22 protein-coding genes and 3 pseudogenes are annotated in these 22,141 nt (G+C 58.5%); 6 read left to right on the top strand and 19 right to left on the bottom strand.

Annotation, left to right across the window (positions count from 1 at the left end; genetic code table 11):
• Positions 1-94: 94 nt before the first annotated feature.
• The 4 genes from L6963_RS05215 to L6963_RS05200 all read right to left on the bottom strand — a co-directional run bounded on the left by L6963_RS05215 (position 95) and on the right by L6963_RS05200 (position 4,975).
• Positions 95-601 carry a restriction endonuclease subunit S gene (locus L6963_RS05215; protein WP_237206893.1) on the bottom strand — a complete coding sequence of 169 codons (507 nt, stop codon included), beginning with the start codon at positions 599-601 and terminating at the stop codon, positions 95-97.
• Positions 484-1,263, bottom strand: a complete 780-nt coding sequence (locus L6963_RS05210) for a restriction endonuclease subunit S (protein WP_237206807.1) — start codon at positions 1,261-1,263, stop codon at positions 484-486. Before L6963_RS05210 ends, L6963_RS05215 begins: the two co-directional genes overlap by 118 nt.
• On the bottom strand, positions 1,256-2,833 hold the full coding sequence (locus L6963_RS05205) for a type I restriction-modification system subunit M (RefSeq protein WP_237206806.1): 1,578 nt from the start codon (positions 2,831-2,833) through the stop codon (positions 1,256-1,258). The genes L6963_RS05210 and L6963_RS05205 overlap by 8 nt, the downstream gene beginning before the upstream one ends.
• A gap of 87 nt (positions 2,834-2,920) precedes the next feature.
• Positions 2,921-4,975: an N-6 DNA methylase gene (locus L6963_RS05200; RefSeq protein WP_237206805.1), complete on the bottom strand. Its 2,055-nt coding sequence runs from the start codon at positions 4,973-4,975 to the stop codon at positions 2,921-2,923.
• A gap of 251 nt (positions 4,976-5,226) precedes the next feature.
• Here L6963_RS05200 and L6963_RS11900 point away from each other — a divergent pair, with 251 nt between their 5' ends.
• From L6963_RS11900 to L6963_RS05190, 3 genes and pseudogenes are all read left to right on the top strand, one after another.
• Positions 5,227-5,646, top strand: a complete 420-nt coding sequence (locus L6963_RS11900; protein WP_423816783.1) for a nitroreductase family protein — start codon at positions 5,227-5,229, stop codon at positions 5,644-5,646.
• 15 nt (positions 5,647-5,661) lie between these two features.
• A pseudogene (locus L6963_RS11895) lies at positions 5,662-5,892 on the top strand (nitroreductase family protein); the annotation flags it as partial.
• 156 nt (positions 5,893-6,048) lie between these two features.
• Positions 6,049-6,372: pseudogene (locus L6963_RS05190) on the top strand (N-acetyltransferase family protein); the annotation flags it as partial.
• 287 nt (positions 6,373-6,659) lie between these two features.
• On the opposite strand, the gene rplT reads toward L6963_RS05190, so the two are convergent.
• The 3 genes from rplT to infC form a co-directional block, all read right to left on the bottom strand.
• A complete protein-coding gene (gene rplT / locus L6963_RS05185; protein WP_135011424.1) occupies positions 6,660-7,043 on the bottom strand; it encodes a 50S ribosomal protein L20 in 384 nt (127 codons plus the stop codon).
• A 114-nt stretch (positions 7,044-7,157) separates the two neighbouring features.
• Positions 7,158-7,352 (bottom strand): 50S ribosomal protein L35, encoded by a 195-nt coding sequence (gene rpmI / locus L6963_RS05180; RefSeq protein ID WP_135011425.1) that lies wholly within the window; start codon positions 7,350-7,352, stop codon positions 7,158-7,160.
• Between the two features lie 203 nt (positions 7,353-7,555).
• A complete protein-coding gene (gene infC, locus L6963_RS05175) occupies positions 7,556-8,263 on the bottom strand; it encodes a translation initiation factor IF-3 (RefSeq protein ID WP_237206804.1) in 708 nt (235 codons plus the stop codon).
• Between the two features lie 310 nt (positions 8,264-8,573).
• Here infC and L6963_RS05170 point away from each other — a divergent pair, with 310 nt between their 5' ends.
• Positions 8,574-8,993 carry a DUF1844 domain-containing protein gene (locus L6963_RS05170; protein ID WP_237206803.1) on the top strand — a complete coding sequence of 140 codons (420 nt, stop codon included), beginning with the start codon at positions 8,574-8,576 and terminating at the stop codon, positions 8,991-8,993.
• Here L6963_RS05170 and L6963_RS05165 read toward each other — a convergent pair.
• The 7 genes from L6963_RS05165 to L6963_RS05135 form a co-directional block, all read right to left on the bottom strand.
• Positions 8,990-9,910, bottom strand: a complete 921-nt coding sequence (locus L6963_RS05165) for an SseB family protein (protein ID WP_237206802.1) — start codon at positions 9,908-9,910, stop codon at positions 8,990-8,992. The genes L6963_RS05170 and L6963_RS05165 overlap by 4 nt on opposite strands.
• Entirely contained in the window at positions 9,910-10,641 is a 732-nt protein-coding gene (gene priA, locus L6963_RS05160) for a bifunctional 1-(5-phosphoribosyl)-5-((5-phosphoribosylamino)methylideneamino)imidazole-4-carboxamide isomerase/phosphoribosylanthranilate isomerase PriA (RefSeq protein ID WP_237206801.1), read from the bottom strand. Before priA ends, L6963_RS05165 begins: the two co-directional genes overlap by 1 nt.
• 69 nt (positions 10,642-10,710) lie before the next feature.
• Positions 10,711-10,881 carry a hypothetical protein gene (locus tag L6963_RS05155; protein ID WP_237206800.1) on the bottom strand — a complete coding sequence of 57 codons (171 nt, stop codon included), beginning with the start codon at positions 10,879-10,881 and terminating at the stop codon, positions 10,711-10,713.
• A 2-nt stretch (positions 10,882-10,883) separates the two neighbouring features.
• Positions 10,884-11,558 carry an imidazole glycerol phosphate synthase subunit HisH gene (hisH, locus tag L6963_RS05150; protein WP_237206799.1) on the bottom strand — a complete coding sequence of 225 codons (675 nt, stop codon included), beginning with the start codon at positions 11,556-11,558 and terminating at the stop codon, positions 10,884-10,886.
• Positions 11,558-12,190 carry an imidazoleglycerol-phosphate dehydratase HisB gene (gene hisB, locus L6963_RS05145; protein WP_237206798.1) on the bottom strand — a complete coding sequence of 211 codons (633 nt, stop codon included), beginning with the start codon at positions 12,188-12,190 and terminating at the stop codon, positions 11,558-11,560. Before hisB ends, hisH begins: the two co-directional genes overlap by 1 nt.
• Positions 12,191-12,243: 53 nt before the next feature.
• Positions 12,244-13,389, bottom strand: coding sequence for a histidinol-phosphate transaminase (locus tag L6963_RS05140; protein WP_237209120.1), 1,146 nt, complete (start codon positions 13,387-13,389; stop codon positions 12,244-12,246).
• A gap of 38 nt (positions 13,390-13,427) precedes the next feature.
• Positions 13,428-14,021: a LysM peptidoglycan-binding domain-containing protein gene (locus tag L6963_RS05135; RefSeq protein WP_237206796.1), complete on the bottom strand. Its 594-nt coding sequence runs from the start codon at positions 14,019-14,021 to the stop codon at positions 13,428-13,430.
• Positions 14,022-14,296: 275 nt separating this feature from the next.
• Between L6963_RS05135 and lexA the strand changes: the two are divergent.
• A pseudogene (gene lexA, locus L6963_RS05130) lies at positions 14,297-14,956 on the top strand (transcriptional repressor LexA); the annotation flags it as partial.
• Positions 14,957-15,067: 111 nt separating this feature from the next.
• On the opposite strand, the gene L6963_RS05125 reads toward lexA, so the two are convergent.
• Both L6963_RS05125 and hflX read right to left on the bottom strand, forming a co-directional pair.
• On the bottom strand, positions 15,068-17,104 hold the full coding sequence (locus L6963_RS05125) for an ATP-dependent DNA helicase (RefSeq protein WP_237206794.1): 2,037 nt from the start codon (positions 17,102-17,104) through the stop codon (positions 15,068-15,070).
• Positions 17,101-18,705 carry a GTPase HflX gene (gene hflX / locus L6963_RS05120; protein ID WP_237206793.1) on the bottom strand — a complete coding sequence of 535 codons (1,605 nt, stop codon included), beginning with the start codon at positions 18,703-18,705 and terminating at the stop codon, positions 17,101-17,103. The genes L6963_RS05125 and hflX overlap by 4 nt, the downstream gene beginning before the upstream one ends.
• A gap of 87 nt (positions 18,706-18,792) precedes the next feature.
• Between hflX and L6963_RS05115 the strand changes: the two genes are divergently transcribed.
• A complete protein-coding gene (locus L6963_RS05115; RefSeq protein WP_237206792.1) occupies positions 18,793-19,398 on the top strand; it encodes a class I SAM-dependent methyltransferase in 606 nt (201 codons plus the stop codon).
• A 149-nt stretch (positions 19,399-19,547) separates the two neighbouring features.
• On the opposite strand, the gene L6963_RS05110 is transcribed toward L6963_RS05115, so the two are convergent.
• Genes L6963_RS05110 through miaA form a run of 3 tightly spaced genes read right to left on the bottom strand, consistent with a single transcriptional unit; the run spans position 19,548 to position 22,139 of the window.
• On the bottom strand, positions 19,548-20,183 hold the full coding sequence (locus L6963_RS05110) for a class I SAM-dependent methyltransferase (RefSeq protein ID WP_237206791.1): 636 nt from the start codon (positions 20,181-20,183) through the stop codon (positions 19,548-19,550).
• A complete protein-coding gene (gene dapF / locus L6963_RS05105) occupies positions 20,184-21,140 on the bottom strand; it encodes a diaminopimelate epimerase (RefSeq protein ID WP_237186843.1) in 957 nt (318 codons plus the stop codon).
• A gap of 36 nt (positions 21,141-21,176) precedes the next feature.
• Entirely contained in the window at positions 21,177-22,139 is a 963-nt protein-coding gene (gene miaA / locus L6963_RS05100; protein WP_237206790.1) for a tRNA (adenosine(37)-N6)-dimethylallyltransferase MiaA, read from the bottom strand.
• Between the last annotated feature and the right edge of the window lie 2 nt (positions 22,140-22,141).

Here is a 22,141-nt window from a genome sequence, read left to right as displayed (position 1 = left end):
GGCTGGTTCAGAGGCGTGTGGCTGTGTGGCAAGGACGGTGTCGCCCCGGCTGGCATGTGGGGTGGGTGTGCCGGGGCGACAGTGTTAGGGGGGGTTAGGCTGCTTCTGGCTGGAGTTCCTTGAATGTGAGGAGCTGGTCGCGGTAGTACTCGTACTGTTTACGGCGGGCAGCGATTTCAGCGGGTAGGCCGGAGCTAATGTCATTCACGAGAGCTTCAAAGCGGTCGAGAATATCAACGATGCGCTCCTGTTCCGCGAGAGAGGGAATCAACAAATCAATTTCACCCATTTTATTACTCATTAACTTTGGATTACCCATTCCAGAATTTACATAACGAGGGGCTATCTGGGAGAGTGCGTAGTAGATATACTTCAATGAAACATCAGATACTTTGATTTTCAAAATCCCACATACGTTAGTGCAACTAAATTTTCCAGTGCGATATGAAACAGTGCCAGCATTCGCACCATCTGTAGTCCAGGTTAAAAACTTCCCATCGAAATCATAACTAGAGATTGTTCCAAAAACCCCCTCTTCTTGCGTTTGAGAAGAATAAACTGGATAAATACCAGGATTATTCCTGAGATAATCTTTAGAGATGACTCGACCACGAGATATTTCGAATATTTCCTGAACTTTTCTTGCGCTAAGTGAGGCTTGCCCCCCCCCCTATTTTCAAAATTCAAAAGAGAATCCAGATAAAAGGTATACTGCTTTCTCCGTGCCTCCAGCTCAGCCTCCAGCAAGGTGAATCTATCTAATATTTTAACAATTTCTTCCTGAATTTTCAGCGGTGGCACAGGTACTTTGATTTTTTCCAAAGTCTTACTTGTTATACTTTTAACAATCGTTCCATGCCCTTGAACGTTAACAATCTGAAAGTAATAAGCCAAAAAATCAGGATTTATACAATCCTTTAGAATCAGCCCTCTTATATCCTGATTAATCGCTAAATCAGTTCCAGCAATTTTTAATTTACCTGGCGAAATTTTTATAGCAACAATCACGGATCCAGCAGGAATTACATTAGTTGAACTCCCTTCCACACCAGCAAGAGTAATTTTTGATCGAGTATTTTTTACATAGTTTGTTGAGGTATTCAGATCGCCTACTGATACCCAAGGTATATCACCATCCCAATACTCGGATTTAGATTTACTTGGGGTCCCTCCCCCAATATTTTTCATAATTAATTTTCCGAGCTCTAGGTATTCAACACCGTTTGGACACATTTCTTCAATTAGCTCAGCAATCCTACTCATGGTCTGCACCTGCCTCGAGTTCTGCCACAATGGCGTCAATTTCAATACGCAGCTGAGACTGGCGGGCAACGATCTGCTCGATCTCAGCATTCAGAGCAACAATATCGATGACCTCACGGGTGTCTTCAGCTTCAACATAAGAGGACACCGAAAGGTTATAGTCGTTCTCAGCAATAGTGCTGTTATCAACCAGCTGGGCGAAGTAGTCAACGTCCTGGCGCTCTGCGAGCGCGTCCAAAATCTGCTGGCGGTGGGCTTCAGTCAGAGTGTTCTTATTACCTGACCGTTCAAAAAGGGCCGAGGCATCCACAAAGAGAGTCTTGTTATCCTTCTTCGACTTCTTGAGCACAATAATGCAGGTACCAATGGTGGTACCAAAGAAGAGGTCCGGCGGAAGCTGAATCACGGCGTCCACATAGTTACCATCAATCAGGTACTTACGAATCTTGCCCTCCGCTCCCCCGCGGTACAGCACACCGGGGAACTCAACAATGGCAGCCGTCCCGTTCTCTGCCAGCCAGTGCAAAATATGCATAGTAAAGGCCAGGTCAGCCTTCGACTTAGGAGCCAGCACACCAGCCGGAGCGAATCGCTCATCGTTAATCAGCAGGGGGTTAGCGTCGCCCTCCCACTTCACAGAATAGGGAGGGTTCGACACTATCGCCTCAAAAGGCTCAATATCGCGGTGGGCCGGGTCAAGCAAGGTATCCCCGTGGGCGATATCAAAGTTTGCATAGTTGAGGTCATGCAGGAACATATTGATAACAGCCAGGTTACGGGTAGTCAGGTTAATCTCCTGCCCAAAGAAACCTTCCTTGACGTTTTCCTTACCCAAGACCTTGGCAAACTTCAGGAGTAGGCCACCGGAACCACAGGCCGGGTCATACACTTTGTTGACCTTATCCTTACCCGCCACAGCAATATGGGCCAGTAGCTCAGAAACAGCCTGCGGGGTGTAGTACTCGCCGCCCGACTTACCGGCGCTTGAAGCATACATACCCATCAGGTACTCGTAAGCATCACCAAAGGTATCGTTATGGGAGTCAGCAAAATTACCCAGCTTAAAATTGCCTACCTCATTGAGCAACTTACGCAAGAGCTCATTCCGCTTAGGAATAGATGCACCCAGCTTATTACTGTTAACATCCAGGTCATCGAAGAGACCACGGATTTTGTTATCTTCTTCGCTCAAAATCCCGCTAGCTGAAGATTCAATGCGCTTGAAAATTTCCTGAAGTTCTTCATTCAGGTTTTCATTGTTCTGGTTAGCGCGCTGACGAACATTCTCAAAGAGGTCTTCAGGGAAGATAAAGAAGCCTTTTTCCTCAACCGTATCTTCGATAGCCTCATGATTTTCAGCAATCTCGACATTGGTCAGGGTCGCGTAGCTGGGCTCGCCCTCTTCTAACTCGCTATCAAGGTAGGCCGTGAGGTTTTCCGAGATAAAGCGGTAGAACATAAACCCCAAAACATACTGTTTGAAGTCCCATCCATCGACGCTACCGCGCAGGTCATTCGCAATTTTCCAAAGGGCACGGTGCAACTCTGCCCGCTCAAGTTCCTGACTCATGTAGTCTTTCTTTCCGATTAGCATGGCCCAACTAGCCATCCCCACCTGTTCCGATATTTACTCAAATTCTACGGGACAAGCCCAAGGTTACTTTTCTTCAACAATGCTGAGGTCAGCCAGTGCCCCCATCAACGCTTCAACGCCGCCAGCAAGTTGTTGGGCCTGCCGAAGTAACCCATCTAGCTGCTCAAACTGCTGCACCGCACGCTCCTGACCCAACAAATTCAAGCGACGTACCCGGACGTCCTGAAGCCTCACCCGGTTCAACACAGAACCAGGCTCCGCCTCAGCCGTCTGATTATTAACCACTGCCGCTAGATACTGTGGATTCCACACGGCAGGATCAAGGCGGAATACCTGAACGGCACCGGCGCCTTTCACAACATAGGTCTGACCATCATCAGGCACAGCAACCGCGCTCAGCTTCGGGGCGGTCCATACCACCACATCCCCCGGCTCAAGCACCCGGGAACCGTCCCGCACGTACACCTTCTCACAAGCATCAAAACCTACACGCGGTTTCAACAGGCGAGCCGAAACGCTTCCCTTCCCCCAGAGATCCATCACGATATCTTCCCGATGCAGCACCGCCCTATGGGCCTGCCCACCAGGCAAATTAGCCAGAGAAACCACCGGAGCATCAAAGTCCACCCCAAAACCGGCATCAACCTGCAAAGAATCTGCACTCTTAGCTAGTCTCACCAGCCCCTCACGCACCAGCCCCTCAGCCTCAACCAGCCGGGCCTGAACGTCCTCAGCCTTCACCTCAGACTTCAAAGCAGCAGCAGGAAGCCACGAAAAATCCGCCCCAGCCAAAGACTCAGCCAAAGAAACCCAACGTGACGGCAAACGTGAAGGAAGCTCAAGTCGCTGAATAGAAGCAACAGCCAAAGCAACCTCCTCAGCAACATTCTTCACCCCAGAAGCATCAACCACGGCAACAGAGTCAGATGCCTGGCCCGGAGCCCGCAGAACCCACAGCACAAGCGGAATCTGGGTGCTCCTCGCAAGGCCTCCCGGCAACTGGATTATCGCAGCAACACAATCCTGAGCAATCAAAGCATGACGGAAGCGTTCAAACCGCTTATTCATGGCGACATTGAAGGGGGTCAGAACATAACCCCAGCCTCCCTCAGACAAGTGAGCTACAACATCGACTAAAGTCAGAGCGTCACCACCACCGCTCTTAGGTAGCAGGTCCAAGGCCACTACATCCCGCCCCATGAAATCTTCAGGAACAAGACCCTCAAGACGGATTCCCCACGGCCCTTCAACAAAAGCAAAATCAGCATCATGCTCGGGGAAAGTATCAACCTTCATAGAATTCACAGCACTGAGCTGGGCGTCAACACCGTTTAGAGCTAGACGCAACTCAGCAACTGCAAGAACCAAATGGGCGAAGTCTGCACCATAAACCCTCACCGCATCGTTCTTGACCGAAGCAAGCGCTGTGCTCGCAAAACCAATCATAGGGTCATAGATAGATTCAACCGTTTGTTGCTGAACTTCAGCAATCTGACGGGCAAGAGAAGGCAAAGCATCAAAACGTCCCGCCAGCTCGACTCCGCCCAAGCCAGTAGGCTTATTCGCAAGAGCATCAATAAGATCTTCCACCAAACCAGCAACCGGCTGGTTCGCAACCAAACCAAGGGCAGCAGAAACCAGAGAGTTCAATTCATCGGAAGTGAAGGTTGAACAGATCTTGAGCCACGCATCAGCAACAAAATGCTTTAACCCCACAGACTCCGCACACTGTGCAAGCTCATCAGTTGCCCGGGAAGCAACAACCTGTTGCACCACCCCGTGGTCAGCAAAATAAACCACCCCCAAAGCCAAGAAGGCAGACTCTTCAACAGGTAACCTGCGCCCAGCCTGAGCCACCAAGGTCTTCAGATGAATACTAGAAGACTGAGCCTTCAAACCCTCCTGCGTCACTTTCTGATTCGCCAACAACCAGGCAAAAACCTCATCAGAACTGAATTTTGGCTGGCGCTCACTCGAAACAGCCTCAACCGGAGCAGGGAATTCCTTACCATGGCGCTTACGCCAGTTAGCCACTGCGGGCTTTGAGACCCCTGCAATATCAGCAATATCCTGCAGGGTCAGATACAGATCAGACGAAGTACTCTTGTGAATTTTCACAGTGCATCTCCCAAAACATAGCGGGTAGGTCTTCGGTTGCAACCTCGGAGGCCAGCCATTCAGGCTCACCCCATAGCACCAGCATACCCAAACATTTCTGTGAACGCAATTCACACTATTTTCTGCTGTGAACATCTAGAAATTGAAAACTGGCAGCCCGCCCACCCGCCAGCGTCCCACCCGGAATACCCCCCCTCCCCTGCTTGTTGACTTGTAAGCTCTCCTCAGCCCCACAACGAAAGGCACAGCCCGTGCAGAATCAAGCCATCAAGCAGCTCGTCCTCGACGCCGCCCAGCGCCGCCGCGCCATCAAATTCTTCGACCCCGAGAAGAAAATCAGCGACGACGACATCACCTACATCCTCGAAACCGCTCGCCTCTCCCCCAGCTCCGTCGGCGCTCAGGGCTGGCGCTTCGTCGTCCTGCAAAACCCCGAGATCCGCGAAGCCCTCAAACCCTTCAGCTGGGGAGCTGCTCGCCAGCTCGGCGGCGCAAGCCACTTCGTCCTGATCCTAGCTAAGCGCAACATGCAGCACGACGGCCCCCATATGCAGGCCTCACTTGCCTCCCGCAATCTCTCCCCCGAAGACCACGCCAAAGCCCTCGAAACTTACAAGAGCTTCCAGGTCAATGACATGGGGCTCACCGACGCCCGTGCCCTCTTCGACTGATCCGCCAAGCAAACCTACATCGCCCTGAGCAACATGATGACCGCCGCCGCCCTCATCGGTATCGACTCCTGCCCCATCGAAGGCTTCAACGCCGACAAGGCCAACGCCCTGCTGGCCGACCACGGCATCATCGACCCCGAGACCGAAGGCATCGTCACCATGCTTGCCCTTGGCTACCGCGCTGAAGAGCTGCCCTGGCCCCAGACCCGCAAGCCCGCCGAAGAGGTCATCACCTGGGTTAAGTAGCAAAACCCACCCTACCTGCAACTTCAGGTAGCACAGAAGCCCACCCCACCGCCGTCCGCCCACGGACAATAGCGGGGTGGGCCGAGTTTCACGCTCACAGACGTCCGCACCCGTCCTGAATTTTCCCACTACACCCGTTGTAAACCAGCACGCGGCGATTTCGGTATCGCCGCATACCAGGATAAAGAACCGGCTGGGGTAGTCTGGGCCCTCTACTTGTCAGCGGACGACCCCGGTTACGGTTACATCGACGAAACAACCCCCGAAGTCAGCCTCTGGGTATCAGAAGAGCACCGCGGCCGCGGTCTTGGCCGAGTGCTTCTACATGCCATCATTTCAGAAGCTGCCACCAGGAACTTGAACCAGATGAGCCTCTCTGTAGAAGCCGATAACTTCGCCCGCAACCTCTACCTAGCTGAGGGCTTCGTCCCTGTAGTAGGCCGCGAAAAGGACGGGGTAATGCTCCGAATACTGTCATAAAGACAGCAACCTTGCACCGCGGCCGACACTTAGCCGCTCATCCATCCCCGCTCAAAATCTGACTGTCCACCAGACTCTCGCTGTGCCCATCAAACGCATAGACGCTGCGAGAGTCTGGTGGACATTCACTGTGCGCCCGACGTCCCGGCCCGCCGCCCCGGCGCTCCAGCCCCAACAAATACCACAAAAAAGGACGCCGCCCCTCACTACCCTGCCAGGTGGCAGGAAAGCGGGAGGCGGCGTCCGCACCCCAACGATCAGGTGGGGCAAGACAAACCTAAAAAGACTTAGGCAGCCTTGGGAGCTGAAGTGTCCTCAGGCAGGTTGTTCTTAGCGATTTCAACCAGAGCTGAGAAAGCAGCAGGCTCGTTAACAGCCAGCTCAGCCAGCATACGACGGTCAACCTCAACCTCAGCAGCCTTCAGGCCCTGGATGAAACGGTTGTAGGTCAGACCCTCAGCGCGTGCAGCTGCGTTGATACGCTGGATCCAGAGACGACGGAAGTCGCCCTTCTTCTTACGACGGTGGTCGTAGCTGTATACCAGTGAGTGAGTGACCTGTTCCTTAGCCTTACGGTAAAGGCGTGAACGCTGGCCACGGTAGCCTGATGCACGATCAAGGATTACTCGGCGCTTCTTGTGCGCGTTAACCGCGCGCTTCACACGTGCCACGTGTGTCTCCTAACGTCTTGTGTCCTACCCAGCTAAAAATCTAGCGCTAGTGCAGGAGAGAAAATATCTACTTTTGGTGCGCCCACAGGGGGCGAAGCTTCAAAAAGAAGGAGCTTACTTGCCCAGCATCTTCTTGATGACCTTAGCCTGGCCGCCGGTTACGATCTGGTCAGATGCCAGACGACGGGTCAGACGGGATGACTTGTGCTCCAGGTAGTGGCGGCGGTTGGCCTGCTGGCGCTTAACCTTGCCAGTACCGGTGAGCTTGAAGCGCTTCTTAGCACCAGAGTGGGTCTTCTGCTTCGGCATGAGCCGATTCTCCTTACGTTCTACCCTCGCCCCGGTTACAGGGTGAGGAACTGAAAAACTCAACGACCCCGGCGGGCGGGGAAGTTTTAAGGGTGTTCTGCCCGCCCACCATCGCCTTTATTTCTCAATAAAAACGGCGGTAAGCGAACGACGACCAAGCACGAAACCCTACACGAGCTCGCGCCTGGTTGTCTAAACAGCTCCTATTCGGCTGACGCCTGTGCCTTGAGCTCCTCGGGCATTGCATCTGCCAGGGAGTTGGTCACAGGGGTTGCCTCGGTGGTGTTGACGCGTTCGCGACCCTTGCGGCCACCTGACTTCTGGCTCTCACGGCGGGCTTCCTGCTTGCCGCGCAGCGGGGCAAGAACCATCACCATGTTGCGACCGTCAACGCGAGGGTTGGACTCTACGGTGCCAACCTCGGTCAGGTCGTTCGCCATGCGTTCAAGCAGTCGCACACCCATCTCGGGGCGCTGCTGTTCACGACCACGGAACTGAATCATAGCCTTGACCTTGTCACCGCCAGCCAGGAAACGACGTGCGTGCCCGACCTTGGTTTCGTAGTCATGGGTATCAATCTTGAGGCGGAAACGGATTTCCTTCAAAGAAGCATTGACCTGCTTCTTTCGAGATTCACGTGCCTTGACTGCGGCTTCGTACTTGTACTTGCCGAAGTCCATAAGCTTGCACACAGGCGGCTTAGCGTTAGGGGCAACCTCAACCAGGTCAAGGTCAGACTCCTGAGCAAGACGCAGTGCATCTTCTACGCGGACAATACCGACCTGTTCACCGCCGGGGCCGACGAGTCGAACTTCCGGAACGCGAATGCGGTCGTTGATGCGTGGATCGCTAATGACAAAGCTCCTGTTGCTTGTGGTGGGGGTGTCCCCCGTGAATTTCTGTGGGGGCAAAAAAGCCCCCGGTTGCGGCTAGCAAGCGGAGGCTTCAGTTACCTACCCGCGGTTGAGGGAGCGGACGCCGGCAGGCGGCGCTGCTACCCAGTTGCTTCCCAGAGGGAGGCTGCGGGTGCTGACCCGGTCGCCATATCTGGCGGCTGCGGGTGGGAACCTGGGTTCCACTTGCAAACAGCTCTTAACATTACTGGGTAAGGCGCGGTTTTTCAAGGGTTTTCGGGGTTTTTCTTGGGGCGGACGCCGGTAGGCAGGATCAGTGTGACGGGCGATTCACGTTCGGTGGGGTTGGTATGAGATTCTAGTAACCATGAGCAACGAAACTAGCTACCGTTTTGAAGAGTCCTCTGAGCAGGACGTCCAGCTACCTGAGGGCCTAACCGCTGAGCAGGTCGAAGAGGTCAACGCACAGATGCGTGATATCGCTGAAGTGCCCGCTGTTGAGGTCATCACCACTGCCGCTGTTCACCTCATGAGTGCAGCCGCCGTTAAGTGCGGCCTGGCAGCAGAAGAGAATGCCGAAGACCTCAAGGATCTGGACGAAGCCCGCAAGCTCATCACAGCCCTCGCCGGCTTCGTCACCGCCGCGGCCCCCGAAATTGGCTCCCAGCATGCCGCTCCCCTGCGCGACGGTCTACGCTCCCTCCAGCTTGCCTTCCGCGAAGCCTCCCCCTACCCGGACGCCCCCGGCAAGGGCCCCGGCGAAAAGTTCACCGGGCCGGTCTTCTAAGCCGATGCCAAGGCAATCTGTACGGAGTCAGCCTGCTCGGCGATAACCCGGTTCAGGGCGAGCCCCTGCTGGAAGGTCTGCACGGTCTGGTTGACCTGTTCCTGGGTGAGGCCGGGGCGGAGTTTGAGCATAATCTTGAGTTCTGGCCCGTGCCCACCACCTGCCAGTACGCGTCCGCTCGCGGTCTGCGAGTACACACCGGTGCCGGGGCCTGCTTCAACCGCAACCACAGCAGACAGGGGCGCTGCAATGTTGCTGAGCTCTTCGGCGACCCGGGGGTTGCTGTAGGAGGGCACCCATTCTTCTCCCTTGGCGATTGCCCAGAAAGCTGGGCGGCGCACGACGAAGGTGAGGTCGGCGCCGGGGTTTACCACAATCAGCTGGTTCTCGTCTTCAACGGCTGACAGGGCGGTTTTCCGCATGTCAGCGGCAACCGGGCGGGCTAGGTCGTGCCAGGCGGTGAGGGCGTCTACGTTGGTGAAGACGGGGAGGGCACGGCGTCCGTCCGGAGCCTGAATACTCACCAGCGCCATATCCGATTCTTTGTCTGATACCAGGCCGTGCTCGGTGATTTCTGCTTGAGATAGCTGGGCTACGACTGGGGCAAAGATACGCACGGAGCGCAGGGCGTCGACCACGGCGACTTCATCGACTTCGCCCGCGGCAAAAGCATCGAGAACTTTTTGCAGGGCGGGGTCGGTTCTGCCGTCGTCGCCGGGGAACTGGTGGGTGTGGCTGGTGCCTTCCCCCAGGTTGCGTCCTTCCCAGGGCTGCCCGCCGGTATCGGTTTTTTGGCCGGCGGACGCCAGCTGGGCAGCGATATGTGCAGGTAGCTCCCGGCGGGGTGCGCTGGGATTACCGGGGTTGCCGTGCCCGTGGGTGTGGGCGCGGTGCACGCGATCTGAAAAGTCGGTCACTAGGGGCGACCTGCAACGTCGAGGGCCTGGGCCAGGGTGAACTTACCGGCGTAGAGGGCCTTACCGGTGATAGCGCCTTCAACGCCGTGGGGAACCATGGTACGCAGGGCTGCGATGTCATCGAGGGTGGCGATACCGCCGGAGGCAACCACGGGCTTGTCGGTGCGCTCTGCGACCTTGCGCAAAAGTTCCAGGTTAGGGCCCTGCAGGGTGCCGTCCTTGGTGACGTCGGTGACCACGTAGCGAGCGCAGCCGTCCTCGTTCAGGCGGTCGAGAACCTCCCAGAGGTTGCCGCCTTCCTTGGTCCAGCCACGGGCTGCCAGGGTTTCCCCGCGTACGTCCAGACCAACGGCGATGATATCGCCGTGCTCGGCGATCACCTTGCGGGTCCACTCGGGGTTTTCCAGGGCAGCGGTGCCCAGGTTGATGCGGGCTGGGTTCAGGGATAGGGCGCGTTCCAGTGACTCGTCGTCGCGGATTCCGCCTGACATCTCGATTTTGATGGAGAGTTCCTGGGCTACCTCGGTCAGAATTGCGATGTTATCGCCGCGGCCAAAGGCAGCATCGAGGTCGACAAGGTGCAGCCACTCAGCGCCGGCGTTCTGCCATTCCAGAGCAGCTTCGACGGGGGAACCGTAGTTAGTTTCAGAGCCGGCTTCGCCCTGCACCAGGCGCACTGCCTGGCCGTTGGCTACGTCAACTGCCGGCAGCAGTTCGAGGCGATCAGTCATTATTCTCTCCTTGGGAGTATGGGGTAAGAGTGAAGTTTTAGGAGGGGCTAGGTATACGCTGCTGGCGGCCTAGCTGTAGTTCATAACCACGTACAGGCCATAGCCGGCGAAGGCAAGACCCACCAGGAGCAGAACCAGCTGGGCTACCCAGGTAATTTTCTGCCTGTAAAAGGAGTAGGCGCCGCCAATGAACATCATGCCCACAGTCATCAATAGCAGACCGGACGTTGTTGCAGACATCTCTACTGCTCCCCGTCCAAGCGTCCGGTCACAGGCAGGGAGTCAATCCAGTTCGTGAGCAGGCGAATGCCCGCTTCACCTGACTTTTCGGGGTGGAACTGGGTAGCCGCCAGCGGCCCGTTTTCTACAGCGGCGATAAAGTCGCCCCCGTGGTTGGCCCAGGTAACCTGGGGCGGGAGCATCGCTTCGTTGTTCTGGTCGAAGGTCCACTCCTGCACACCGTAGGAGTGCACGAAGTAGAAGCGTTCGTTCTCGATACCGGCAAAGAGCTTGGAGCCTTCGGGGGCGCGGACGGTATTCCACCCCATGTGGGGTACAACTTCAGCCTTGAGCTTTTCAACGGTGCCGGGCCACTCGCCCAGCCCGTCTGCTTCAACTCCGTGCTCAACACCCTTGTCGAACATAACCTGCAGACCCACGCAGATGCCGAGCACGGGGCGTCCGCCCGCAACGCGCCTGCCAATCATGCGGATAGCGTCTGCTTCTTTCAGGCTATCCATGACGGCCTTGAAAGCGCCAACGCCGGGCACAACCAGGCCATCGGCGCCCAGGACGTCTGACTCCTTGCGGGAAAGCACAACACGCGCTCCCGCTTCTTCAAGGGCGCGGACGGCTGAGCGCACGTTCCCTGCCCCGTAATCGAGAACGGTGACGGTCGGTTGACGGGTTTCAGTCATTAGAGGGCTCCCTTGGTGGAGGGGATGCCGGCGTGGCGGGGGTCGGGCTCTACCGCCTGACGCAGGGCACGGGCCAGGGCCTTGAACTGGGCTTCGGCAATATGGTGGGGGTCGCGCCCGCTCAGTAGGGTGATGTGCAGGCAAATACCGGCGTGGTAGGCAAAGGCCTCAAAGACGTGGCGCACCATTGATCCGGTGAAGTGCCCGCCGATGAGGTGGTATTCGAAGCCTTCGGGTTCTCCGGTGTGTACCAGGTAGGGGCGGCCTGAAATATCGACTACGGCTGAGGCTAGTGCTTCATCGAGGGGAACGGTGGCGGTGCCAAAGCGGCGGATACCGGCCTTATCACCCAGGGCCTGACGGAGAACCTCACCGAGTACAATGCCGGTGTCTTCTACGGTGTGGTGCACATCGATGTGGGTATCGCCGGAGCACTTGATGGTCATATCAATCAGGGAGTGCTTGGAGAGGGCGGTCAGCATGTGGTCATAGAAGGGAACGCCGGTGTCGATGTCAGAGACGCCGGTGCCGTCCAGGTTAATTTCGACGCTGACGGAGGACTCGCTGGTGGTGCGCTCCATCTTTGCAATGCGGGGGCCGATGCCGGTGGATGATTCAGTGGGAACTGCCATGTCTATCTCTTTTTCTAAAGGTTCTTGCCGGTGTGAGGACGGGTGCGGGGCGCTTATCCTTCGAAGGTCTGCACGTAGTCGGTGAGGTGTTCCAGGAAGGCGCTGGTCTCGGCTTCAGTTCCGGCGGTGACGCGCAGGTAGCCGGGAATGCCGTTATCGCGTACAAGGACGCCGCGCTCCAGCAGGTAGACCCAGGCGGCTTTTTCGTCGTTGAGGCCGCCGAAGAATACGAAGTTGGAGTCCGAGACAGCGGGCTCTAGCCCTAAACCGGTCAGATGCTCTACGATGCGGTCGCGCTGGGCGCGGATGCCGTCAACATTAGCTAGCAGCTGGGTGCGGTGGCGCAGGGCGGCGATAGCGGTTGCCTGGGTGACAGCTGAGAGGTGGTAGGGCAGGCGAACCAGCCGGACGGCGTCCGCAACGGCAGGGGCAGCTGCAAAGTAGCCCAGGCGAGCACCGGCCAAAGCGAAGGCCTTACTCATGGTGCGGCTCACCACCAGGTTAGGGCGACCGGGCAACAGGGTGAGGGCGTTTTGGGTGCGGTCCTGAGCGAACTCGGCGTAGGCCTCGTCGACCACGACAATACCGTTATAGGCGGCAACGGCATCGTAGACAGCCTCAATGACATCTAAACCCAGACCTGTGCCTGTGGGGTTATTGGGTGAGCAGAGGATGACAATCGAGGGCTTGTGCTGCTCAATTTGCTCAACCGCCGATGCTGCGCTCAGTGAGTAGTCAGCTGCGCGGGTACCGGTAATAAAGGCGGTGTTGGTGCCGTCTGCCAGCAGGGGGTACATGGAGTAGGTGGGCACAAAGCTCATAACCGAACGGCCAGGCCCACCAAAGACCTGCATAAGCTGCTGGAGAATCTCATTGGAGCCGTTGGCTGCCCAGATGTTCTCGGGAGTCAGACCGTGCCCCAGGTAGTCTGCTAGCTCCGCCCTGAGGGTATCGAACTCGCGGTCGGGGTAGCGGTTGAGGGTTACGGCAGCCTCTGCCACATCGCGCGTAATAGCCTCGATGACTTCTTGCGGCATGGGGTGGGTGTTCTCGTTAACGTTAAGCGTTACCGGAACGTCAATCATGGGCGCGCCGTAGGGTGAACGCCCCCGCAAATCATCGCGCAGGGGTAAGGCTTCAAGTGCTGTGGTAGTTTCGGTCACTCCCCTAGTGTAGCGACCCAGACCCTTGCCCTGCATTCTTGTTTCGCAGTCTGGCATAGGGCCTCTACCTCTCATTACCGGGTCTGGGTGTAGACGGGAACCTCAAGAACCTGCCCGGGAACGAGCTGGCCGCTGGTGAGATCGTTAATCTGCATGATGCGGTTAATGACGTCGCGGTTATCTTCGCCCGGCGCAACCTCCGCCGCGATCGACCAAAGGGTGTCACCGTGCACCACGGTCACAGGCTGGCTGACAGGAGCAACCGGGTCAAAAGTAGCGCTCTTGGCTTCGCCCGGAGCTATAAAGGTCAAGGCACCGAGTACCACCAGGGCTAGGAGGGTAAGTAGCGGCAGGCCCCTAAAGACCAGACGGCCGCGGCGAGTGAGCCGAATTTTTTGGCGCTGAGCAGCAGCGGTACGGGGCGCACTGTCAGCACGCACCTGGCGGGTGGGCACAGACACTACTGCGGTCTGCCCAGCGTTACGCGGGGCAGAAGTAGGGCTAGTGGGAGCCGGGGCCGCAAAGCGAATGCGGTACTGAGGCTCCCTTATAGCTCCAGCCGAGATAGCAGGCTGGGCCCTGTGGCGAACAGTAAAAGTAGCAGCCTGATCAAGGGGCTTCTTCAAAGAAGTACGAGCCATAAACTCGGGCAAGGCGATGGTGCTCATAAGTCTTTCTCCTGATTCACGCTCAAAGATTCAACCACTAGTCGAATCTTTGTTCTAAAATTTCTTCGTACTTATGTTCTATCAGAAAAATCGAACATAGTCGAGAAAAATTAGAACAAATGTTTGAATAACCTGTTTGCTTGGCATAGTCTTAGAAGACCACTTGATAGTGAACACCGGGTGGCTGACATTTTAAGAACCTACAGAGACGAGTTACCGTGAGCGAACAGACTGTGCAGACTCCGGCAAGCCCGCCCCACAAGGGCTCCCGCCCCCTCACTGCCCGCCAGAAAAAAATTTTGAGCGCCATTTCAAACGCGATTGATGAACATGGCTACCCGCCGTCCATGCGTGAGATTGGCGACCTCGTAGGCTTGGCTTCCCTCTCATCGGTTACCCACCAGCTCTCTCGCCTCGAAGAAATGGGCTACATTAGGCGCGACCCCAAGCGTCCTCGCGCTATTGAAGTTCTCACCGGCGAGACCTCAACCAACGAAGCAAAACCCGAAACCAGCGTTATCACCCTGCCGATTGTGCCCACCTTTGCGCAAACCGACGACAACTTAGCAACCGTCCCCCTGGTGGGCCGCATTGCTGCAGGCTCCCCTATCGCCGCTGAGCAGGCTATCGAAGATGTAATGACCCTACCCCGTCAGCTAGTCGGCCAGGGTGACCTTTTCATGCTGCGGGTCAAAGGCGATTCCATGGTCGATGCGGCAATCTGTGACGGCGACTGGGTCGTTGTGCGCGCCCAGAACACCGCCCAGAACGGCGATATCGTAGCGGCCCTGCTCGATGATGAGGCCACCGTCAAAACCTTCCGCCAGCGCGATGGCCACACCTGGCTGCTGCCCCAGAACACCCAGTACGAGCCTATTCTGGGCGACACCGCCACCATCATGGGCAAGGTTGTTTCTGTTCTCCGCAGCCTCTAAGAGTCAGCAGGTTCTTCACCGCGTCTCAGGTACCCGCCCCACCCGGCTCGCTCTTCACAGGCAAGAAAAATCAGCCCGGCCTTCACAGCCGGGCTGATTTTTTCCCAGTCTTTAGTCAATTGACTGCTTAAGGCGCTCCAGGGCACCGACCACAACGTCCTTACGCGTAGTGGTCCAGAAGGGCGGCAGAGACTTCACCAGGTATGAGCCGTACCTCTGGGTAGCAATACGGGAGTCAAGGACGGCCACGACTCCCCTATCACCCACAGACCTCACTAGACGCCCTGCACCCTGAGCCATACGGACCGCTGCGTGGTAGGCAGACACAGCCATAAAGCCATTGCCTCCGGCAGCTGCTACCGCCCGGGTACGGGCCTGCGACAGCGGGTCATCAGGGCGGGGGAAAGGAATACGGTCCATCATGACCAGGCGGCAGGAGTCGCCAGGAACATCCACGCCCTGCCAGAGACTCATGGTGCCGAAAAGACAGGAATCGGTGTCCTCGGTGAACTCCTGCACCAGGGCGCGCAGAGACGACTCTCCCTGCAGAAGAATGTTCAGGTCGGTGCGCTCCCGCACGTACTCGGCAGCCAGCTCGGCCCCGCGCTTAGAGGAAAAGAGCCCCAGCGCGCCGCCACCCGAGGCGGTCACGAGCTCAACGATACGGTCCAGCTGCTCTACCGAAACTCCCCTCCCAGGTTTAGGCAGGTCAGAGGCTAGATACAGCACGCCCTGCTTGGGGTAGTTAAAGGGAGACCCCACATCGATACCGTCCCAGCGCGGAGCGTCCTTACCCATCAGCCCCAGGGCACCAGCGGCGGCGTCAAAACTTTCTCCCACCGTCAGCGTCGCAGACGTCAGCACCACGGTGCGGTTTTCGAAAAGACCTTCTCGCAGGTAACCGGCAACCGAGATAGGTGCGATGTTCAGGGTGGCGGGGTCATCGTCGGCTGCCGCCACATACCCCCTGCCGGGCTCCCAAGAGCCGGTACGAGAAACCCAGATGACCTGATAGAGCGGGTCAGCGGTCAGCATCTTCTCTGAGGTTTCGTGTACCTCGGTCAGGGCGGCACGCGCCATCTGGCGACCGGCGTCGCCGTCCTTGTCCCCGCTCTTCGTATCGGTGAGGGCCTGACGCGCCGCATCGCGCACGCGTTCCATGGCAGCGGCAACCCGGTCAGGCAAGCCCTTGGGCATCATCTCGGCGGGTACCCCGTTGAGAGAGTCGTCAAGGGCGAGCGCTGCCTGTTCGAGTGCCTTGTGGTCGGCGTCCGTGTGCCGCTTGAGGCTGCGGGCAACCTTGGTAATAGCGGCCGGTGATAGTGCCCCGGTGACGGCACCGGTGACGCGGTCAGCCAGTTCGTGGGCCTCGTCGATGATGGCGATGTCGTGGTCGGGTAGCACCGCAGCGCCCTCAAAGGCGTTGATAGCGAGAAGGGCGTGGTTGGTAATGACGATATCTGATTCAGCTGCTCTGGTTCGGGCCATCTCGCTGAAACATTCTTCGACCAGGGGGCATTTTTTGCCCAGGCATTCTGAGGCTGTGACGGCTACCTGCCGCCATGCCTTATCGCTTACGCCTGGCAGCAGCTCGTCGCGGTCGCCGGTGTCGGTGGTTTGTGCCCATTCGCGAAGGCGCACAACCTCTTCCCCCAGTTTTCCGGCGGGGCCGGTGGCGCCGGTAGTGGCATCTATATCGAAAAGGGCGTCGCCGTCGTCCTCGGGGTAGCCACCTTCCAGCTTGTGCAGGCAGACATAGTTATTGCGGCCCTTGAGGATGGCCACATCGGTTTCATGTTCGGGCTCATCTCCCAGTGATTCCAGCAGGCGAGGTATATCGCGGTTGACAATCTGGGATTGCAGGGCCAGGGTTGCGGTTGCCACCACGATGGGCTTTTCGGCAGTCTGGGCGGCATAGATAGCGGGCACCAGGTAGCCCAGGGACTTGCCGGTGCCGGTACCTGCCTGCACCAGCAGGTGCTTTTCAGTCTCCAGGGCGCGGGCAACGTGCGCCGCCATGGTTCGCTGACCATCGCGTTTCTGGCCACCGGAGCGTTCCACCACGGTGTCCAAGAGGTGCAGGACGGGCTGGGCACCGGGCAGGGTTTCTAGCTCCTGCCCGGTGGGTGCGGTGACGTGTTCCTTCATGCGCGCTGGGTCTCTACTGCCCCTGAGGCGATAGCTTCATCGATTTCAGGTTGCAGAACCTCGAGCAGGTCTTCTTCCAAAACGTACTCGGCCAGGTCAGAGGCTACCTCATCACGTACCAGGGCCTGCACGTAGGTGCCGTCAGAGACAAAGGCGGTGCGCAGGATTTCAGCGTCCCATTCGTGCAGGCGGGAGACGACGCCACCTGCTGAGAAGGGTACCAGCAGGTTGAGCTCAATCGAGGGGCGGGGAATGGTGTCCGCAATCTTCTGCTGTAGCTCCTCGATACCCTCACCGGTACGGGCTGAGACCACAACGTGGTTGGGTTCCTTCTGCCGCAGACGCTCAATGACGAAGGGGTCGGCCGCATCTGCCTTGTTGAGCACGATGATTTCGGGGATATTTTGGGCGTCGACCTCGGTAATTACCTGGCGGACGGAGTGGATCTGCCCCTCGGGGTCGGGGTGGGAGACGTCCACAACGTGCACGATCACATCTGCGTCGGCCACCTCTTCAAGGGTAGAGCGGAAGGCCTCCACCAGCTGGGTGGGCAGGGCGCGCACGAAGCCGACGGTGTCAGACAGGGTGTAGCCCACGCCGTCCGGAGTCTGGGCCTTGCGCACGGTGGGGTCGAGGGTCGCAAAGAGGGCGTTCTCGACCAGCACGCCGGCGTCGGTGAGGCGGTTGAGCAGGGAGGACTTACCGGCGTTGGTGTAACCGGCAATAGCTACGGACGGCACCCGGTTACGCTTGCGGTTCAGGCGCTTGGTCTCGCGGGCAGGAGCCATGGCAGCGATTTCTCGCTTGAGCTTGGCCATGCGGGCGCGCAGACGGCGGCGGTCCATTTCAATCTTGGTTTCACCGGGGCCGCGGGAGCCAATACCCTCGCCACCGGCGGCCCGGCCACCGGCCTGACGGGACAGGGAGGCACCCCAACCGCGCAGACGCGGCAGCATATATTCGAGCTGGGCCAGCTCAACCTGGGCCTTACCTTCACGCGACTTAGCATGCTGGGCGAAGATATCAAGAATCAGGGCGGTTCGGTCAATGACCTTGACCTTGACGATATCTTCAATAGCTCGGCGCTGGGAGGGGGCCAGTTCGGCGTCCACAATCACGGTATCGGCGCCGGATGCCTTAACAATGTCTTTGAGTTCGAGCACCTTGCCGGAGCCCAGGTAGGTCCCCGGGTCGGGCTTCAGACGACGCTGCACCAGACCGTCCAGAACCTCAGAACCTGCAGTCTCAGCTAGCGCCGCCAGCTCACGCAGGGAATTTTCGGCTTCTTCCAGGGTGCCCTCAGACCAAACGCCTGCCAGCACAACGCGCTCTAGGCGCAGCTGGCGGTATTCGACCTCGGTAACGTCATCAAGCTCGGTTGATAGACCGGCTACACGGCGCAGCGCTCGACGCTCTTCGAGATCTACCTGGTCGCCGTCGTATTCGGAATGTTCACGCTGGTTATCTGAGAGTTCGCGGGCCCTCTCATCGAGCACACTACCGTTGCCCTGTGCCCGCCCCAGCACGCGGTCTACTGTACGTCTCAGCTGTTCATCTGAGGGAAGTTTGGGGTCATTGCTGGGGGTTGAAGTCTCGGTCATAGTACCTTTCGAGGTGGGTTGAGGCGTCCTTCTATTCTAGCTTTTCCGGGGCGGTAAGGGCAGGGGCTTAGCGTAGAATGAACGTCTATGAGTAGCGCGCACTATTTTTCTGAAAACCCCACCGGCGATTTTTCGCCCCAGCCTGTGACTGTTGAGCTGGGCGGACGCCGGGTGCAGGTTCTGACCGCTTCCGGCATCTTTAGCCCGGGTGGGGTTGATAAGGGAACCCGTATTCTCCTGGATGAGGCCCCCGCCCCGCAGGGGGCGCGCATGCTCGATATCGGGTGCGGGTGGGGCCCGATTACCCTGACCCTGGCGATGGCAGCGCCTGATGCTGAGGTCTACGGGGTCGAGGTGAACTCCCGCTCTGCCCAGCTCACCGAGATGAACGCTGAGCGCCTGGGGCTTACCAACGTGACGGTAGCTGCCCCCGATGCGCTCGATGAGTCACTGACCTTCGATACCATCTGGTCTAACCCGCCTATTCGGGTGGGCAAGGACGTTCTACACGGCATCATGCGCACCTGGCTCCCCCGCCTGGCCCCCGGCGGTACCGCCTACCTGGTCGTGCAGAAAAACCTGGGCTCAGATTCCCTACAGAAGTGGCTGTCCGCTGAGTTCCCTGAGCTAGAGGTGGGCCGCTACGCTACCTCAAAGGGTTTCCGTATTCTCGAGGTGCACCGCCCGGAATAGCTTTTCAGCTCGTACACGTAAGAGAGGCAGAGGCATGCTTCTGCCCGTCGACCCTCTCGCAGCTTCGCTTCGCTCAGTCGCGATTCACGCCAGCCCCGAGCCAACGGGCTGCCAGCATGCCTCTACCTCTCAGTAGGTCATCTGCTCGGCTAGCCGTTTTTCCTGAGGACCATCACCGCATCGGGTATGGTTGCAGGCTCGCCCTCGGGTGAGGTGATATCCCGAGTCCACTCTTCAGCCAGCACAATCTCAATATCGTCACGGCTGTGGGTTAGGTCTCGGGCCTCTTCGGCAGCCTGTACCATGCGGGCCCTGTGCTTGCGGGCGTCCTCGGGGTCTGCAAAGGAGGGGGCACCTGCGTGAGCCACCGAGATGAGCTCACCGCCGGAAGCTAAGAGGTCCAGGGCAGCTGCCAAGAGGGGCAGACGATCAAAGTCAGCGTGCGACTGTAAGAAACTGGTGACAATGAGGTCAAAACGCTGGTCAGTAGACCAGTCGGTCAGGTCAGCGTCGATGAAGGTAGCATCAATTCCTTCAGCTGCCGCACGGGCGCGAGCGCGCCCTACCGCGACGTCCGAAATATCGATGCCGGTAGCCTGCCAGCCGCGGGCTGCCAGCCAGAGCACGTCCCCGCCTTCACCGCAGCCAAGGTCAAGGACGGAGCCGGGAGCGCGGTCTCCAATCAGAGTAACGAGTGAGGCGTTGGGCTTGCCCGACCACATCTGTTCCCGCTCTGAGTAAATCTCGTTCCAGAGTTCCCGAGAATTTTCTAGGTTTTCAGTCATTTAGCCCAGCAGCACCTTGCCGGTCATAGCGGCAGGGCCTGCCAGGACAACGTGTTCGAGGTTGTCGGGGCCCAGGACGAAGGTGACGGCGAGGGTTCCACCGGGTACGCGGACCAGCCACTCGTCGGGGGCGTCCTCGCCACCCCAGAAGCGGGTAGCGGCAGCGGCGGCGCAAGCGCCGGTACCGCAGGAGAGGGTTTCGCCGACGCCGCGTTCGTGCACGCGCATGCGAATTGAGCCGATGTTTTCGGTGGCGGGGTCACCGTCCTCTGCTGAGATTTCTTCGGGGACGACGAACTCTACGTTGGTGCCTTCAGGCGGGTTGGGTGAAACCTTGGGGGCCTCGTGCAGGTTCAGCCCGTCAAGCTTGCCGTCGGTGCCCAGCATGACGACGGTATGGGGGTTGCCCATGGTGATGGACAGGGCCCCGCGGGGAGTGCGCAGGCCCTTGGCGGTCACCTGGGCGTCGGTGCCGTTATCGCGGGCCATGTCACCGTTGATGAAGCCCCACGGGCCCATGTCGATGGCGTAGCCGTCTTCGGTACGACCCACGGCCTTGATACCGGCGCGGGTAGCGATGAGCAGGCGTCCACCCTCTTCGAGCTCAACCAGTTTCTCGGTCAGCAGGTAGTCAACGAAGGCACGTACCCCGTTGCCGCACATCTCGGCGATTGAGCCGTCGCCGTTGCGGTAGTCCATGAACCAGATAGCTTCGGGGGCCTCTTCCAGCAGGTGGGAGGCAAAATCCAGGTGCTCGGTCTTGACCGCGCGGATAAAGCCGTCGGCGCCGATGCCGAAGTGTCGGTCGGTCACCTTGGCAATGAGCTCAGCCGGTAGGTCGAGCCTAGCTTCGGGGTCGGTGACGAAGATGAAGTCGTTGCCGGTTGCCTGCCCCTTGGTGAGGGTCTTGCCGGTCAAATCGCCCCAGACGGGGGTTTCTACGGTGTGGGTTGCCACGGGTTTTGCCTTTCCGTTGTGGGGCGCTTTTTCTTCTTAGTCTAGTGGCTGGTGGCCCTTGATGATGGCCAGGGCCTCGGTGAGCAGATCGGGGCTGGACCAGTCAAGCCAGTGCACCCGCTCATCTGCCCTGAACCAGGTGAGCTGGCGGCGGGCAAACTGGCGGGTGGCGGTGACGGTATCTTCAACTGCCTGGGCGACAGAATATTCCTCACCGGCAGGCAGGGTGCCGCGGGCGGCGTCCAGAACCTTGAGAAATTCCCGGTAGCCGATGGCTGCCGGGGCGGTTTTGCCCCGGCGCAGGCCCTTGGCTTCGAGGGCTTCTACCTCGGCCAGCAGCCCGGCTTCTTCCATGGCGACGACCCTCTGGTGCAGCCGCTGGTGCAGCTGGGCGCGGTCGCCGTTGAGACCAATTTGCAGGGCAGGCTGGTGGTAGGTGCGGGTGGGCATGAAGGACGAGAAGGGGCGGCCGGTCACCTCAAAGACCTCAAGGGCGCGCACCAGGCGGCGGTCGTCCTTCACCCGCTCAGCTGATTCGGGGTCAACCGCGCGTAGGCGCTGAAGCAGGGGGCCGGGGCCGGACGCCGCCAGCTCAGCTTCCAGCCGAGACCGCACCGCCGGGTCGGTTTCGGGAAATTCCAGAACGTCCAGGGCAGCGCGCACATACAGGCCAGACCCACCGACCAGAATCGGGTAGTTCCCGCGAGCGCGAATCTCATCAAAGATAGCCCTGGCCTGAGCCTGGAAGGTAGCGACCGAGGCTTCCTCCGTGACATCGAGGGTGTCAAGCAGGTGGTGGGGAACCCCCCGCATTTCTTCGGCAGTGACCTTGGCGGTGCCGATATCCATACCCCGGTAGAACTGCATGGAATCGGCGTTGACGCACTCCCCGCCCAATGCTCGTGCCAGCTCGATAGCGAGGGCGCTTTTACCTGAGCCGGTGGGGCCCACCACGGCGATGATGGGCAGGGAGCTGCTCGCGGCGTCCTTCTCTGTCATGG

The sequence above is a fragment of the Rothia nasimurium genome, assembly GCF_928392795.1.
Lineage (GTDB): Bacteria > Actinomycetota > Actinomycetes > Actinomycetales > Micrococcaceae > Rothia > Rothia nasimurium_F.
The sequence above is the reverse complement of the archived record's forward strand: the minus strand, read 5'-3'. Positions and strand labels throughout refer to the sequence as shown.

Bases quoted from the DNA above. Each gene is read 5' to 3' on its own strand.
- L6963_RS05140 (WP_237209120.1), bottom strand. From the start codon at position 13,389: ATGCAGGGCAAGGGTCTGGGTCGCTACACTAGGGGAGTGACCGAAACT.
- L6963_RS05210 (WP_237206807.1), bottom strand. From the start codon at position 1,263: ATGAGTAGGATTGCTGAGCTAATTGAAGAAATGTGTCCAAACGGTGTT.
- L6963_RS05125 (WP_237206794.1), bottom strand. From the start codon at position 17,104: ATGAAGGAACACGTCACCGCACCCACCGGGCAGGAGCTAGAAACCCTG.
- L6963_RS05205 (WP_237206806.1), bottom strand. From the start codon at position 2,833: ATGAGTCAGGAACTTGAGCGGGCAGAGTTGCACCGTGCCCTTTGGAAA.
- L6963_RS05155 (WP_237206800.1), bottom strand. From the start codon at position 10,881: ATGTCTGCAACAACGTCCGGTCTGCTATTGATGACTGTGGGCATGATG.
- L6963_RS05170 (WP_237206803.1), top strand. From the start codon at position 8,574: ATGAGCAACGAAACTAGCTACCGTTTTGAAGAGTCCTCTGAGCAGGAC.
- L6963_RS05135 (WP_237206796.1), bottom strand. From the start codon at position 14,021: ATGAGCACCATCGCCTTGCCCGAGTTTATGGCTCGTACTTCTTTGAAG.
- hisB (WP_237206798.1), bottom strand. From the start codon at position 12,190: ATGGCAGTTCCCACTGAATCATCCACCGGCATCGGCCCCCGCATTGCA.
- hflX (WP_237206793.1), bottom strand. From the start codon at position 18,705: ATGACCGAGACTTCAACCCCCAGCAATGACCCCAAACTTCCCTCAGAT.
- L6963_RS05110 (WP_237206791.1), bottom strand. From the start codon at position 20,183: ATGACTGAAAACCTAGAAAATTCTCGGGAACTCTGGAACGAGATTTAC.
- priA (WP_237206801.1), bottom strand. From the start codon at position 10,641: ATGACTGATCGCCTCGAACTGCTGCCGGCAGTTGACGTAGCCAACGGC.
- L6963_RS05115 (WP_237206792.1), top strand. From the start codon at position 18,793: ATGAGTAGCGCGCACTATTTTTCTGAAAACCCCACCGGCGATTTTTCG.
- rpmI (WP_135011425.1), bottom strand. From the start codon at position 7,352: ATGCCGAAGCAGAAGACCCACTCTGGTGCTAAGAAGCGCTTCAAGCTC.
- hisH (WP_237206799.1), bottom strand. From the start codon at position 11,558: ATGACTGAAACCCGTCAACCGACCGTCACCGTTCTCGATTACGGGGCA.
- miaA (WP_237206790.1), bottom strand. From the start codon at position 22,139: ATGACAGAGAAGGACGCCGCGAGCAGCTCCCTGCCCATCATCGCCGTG.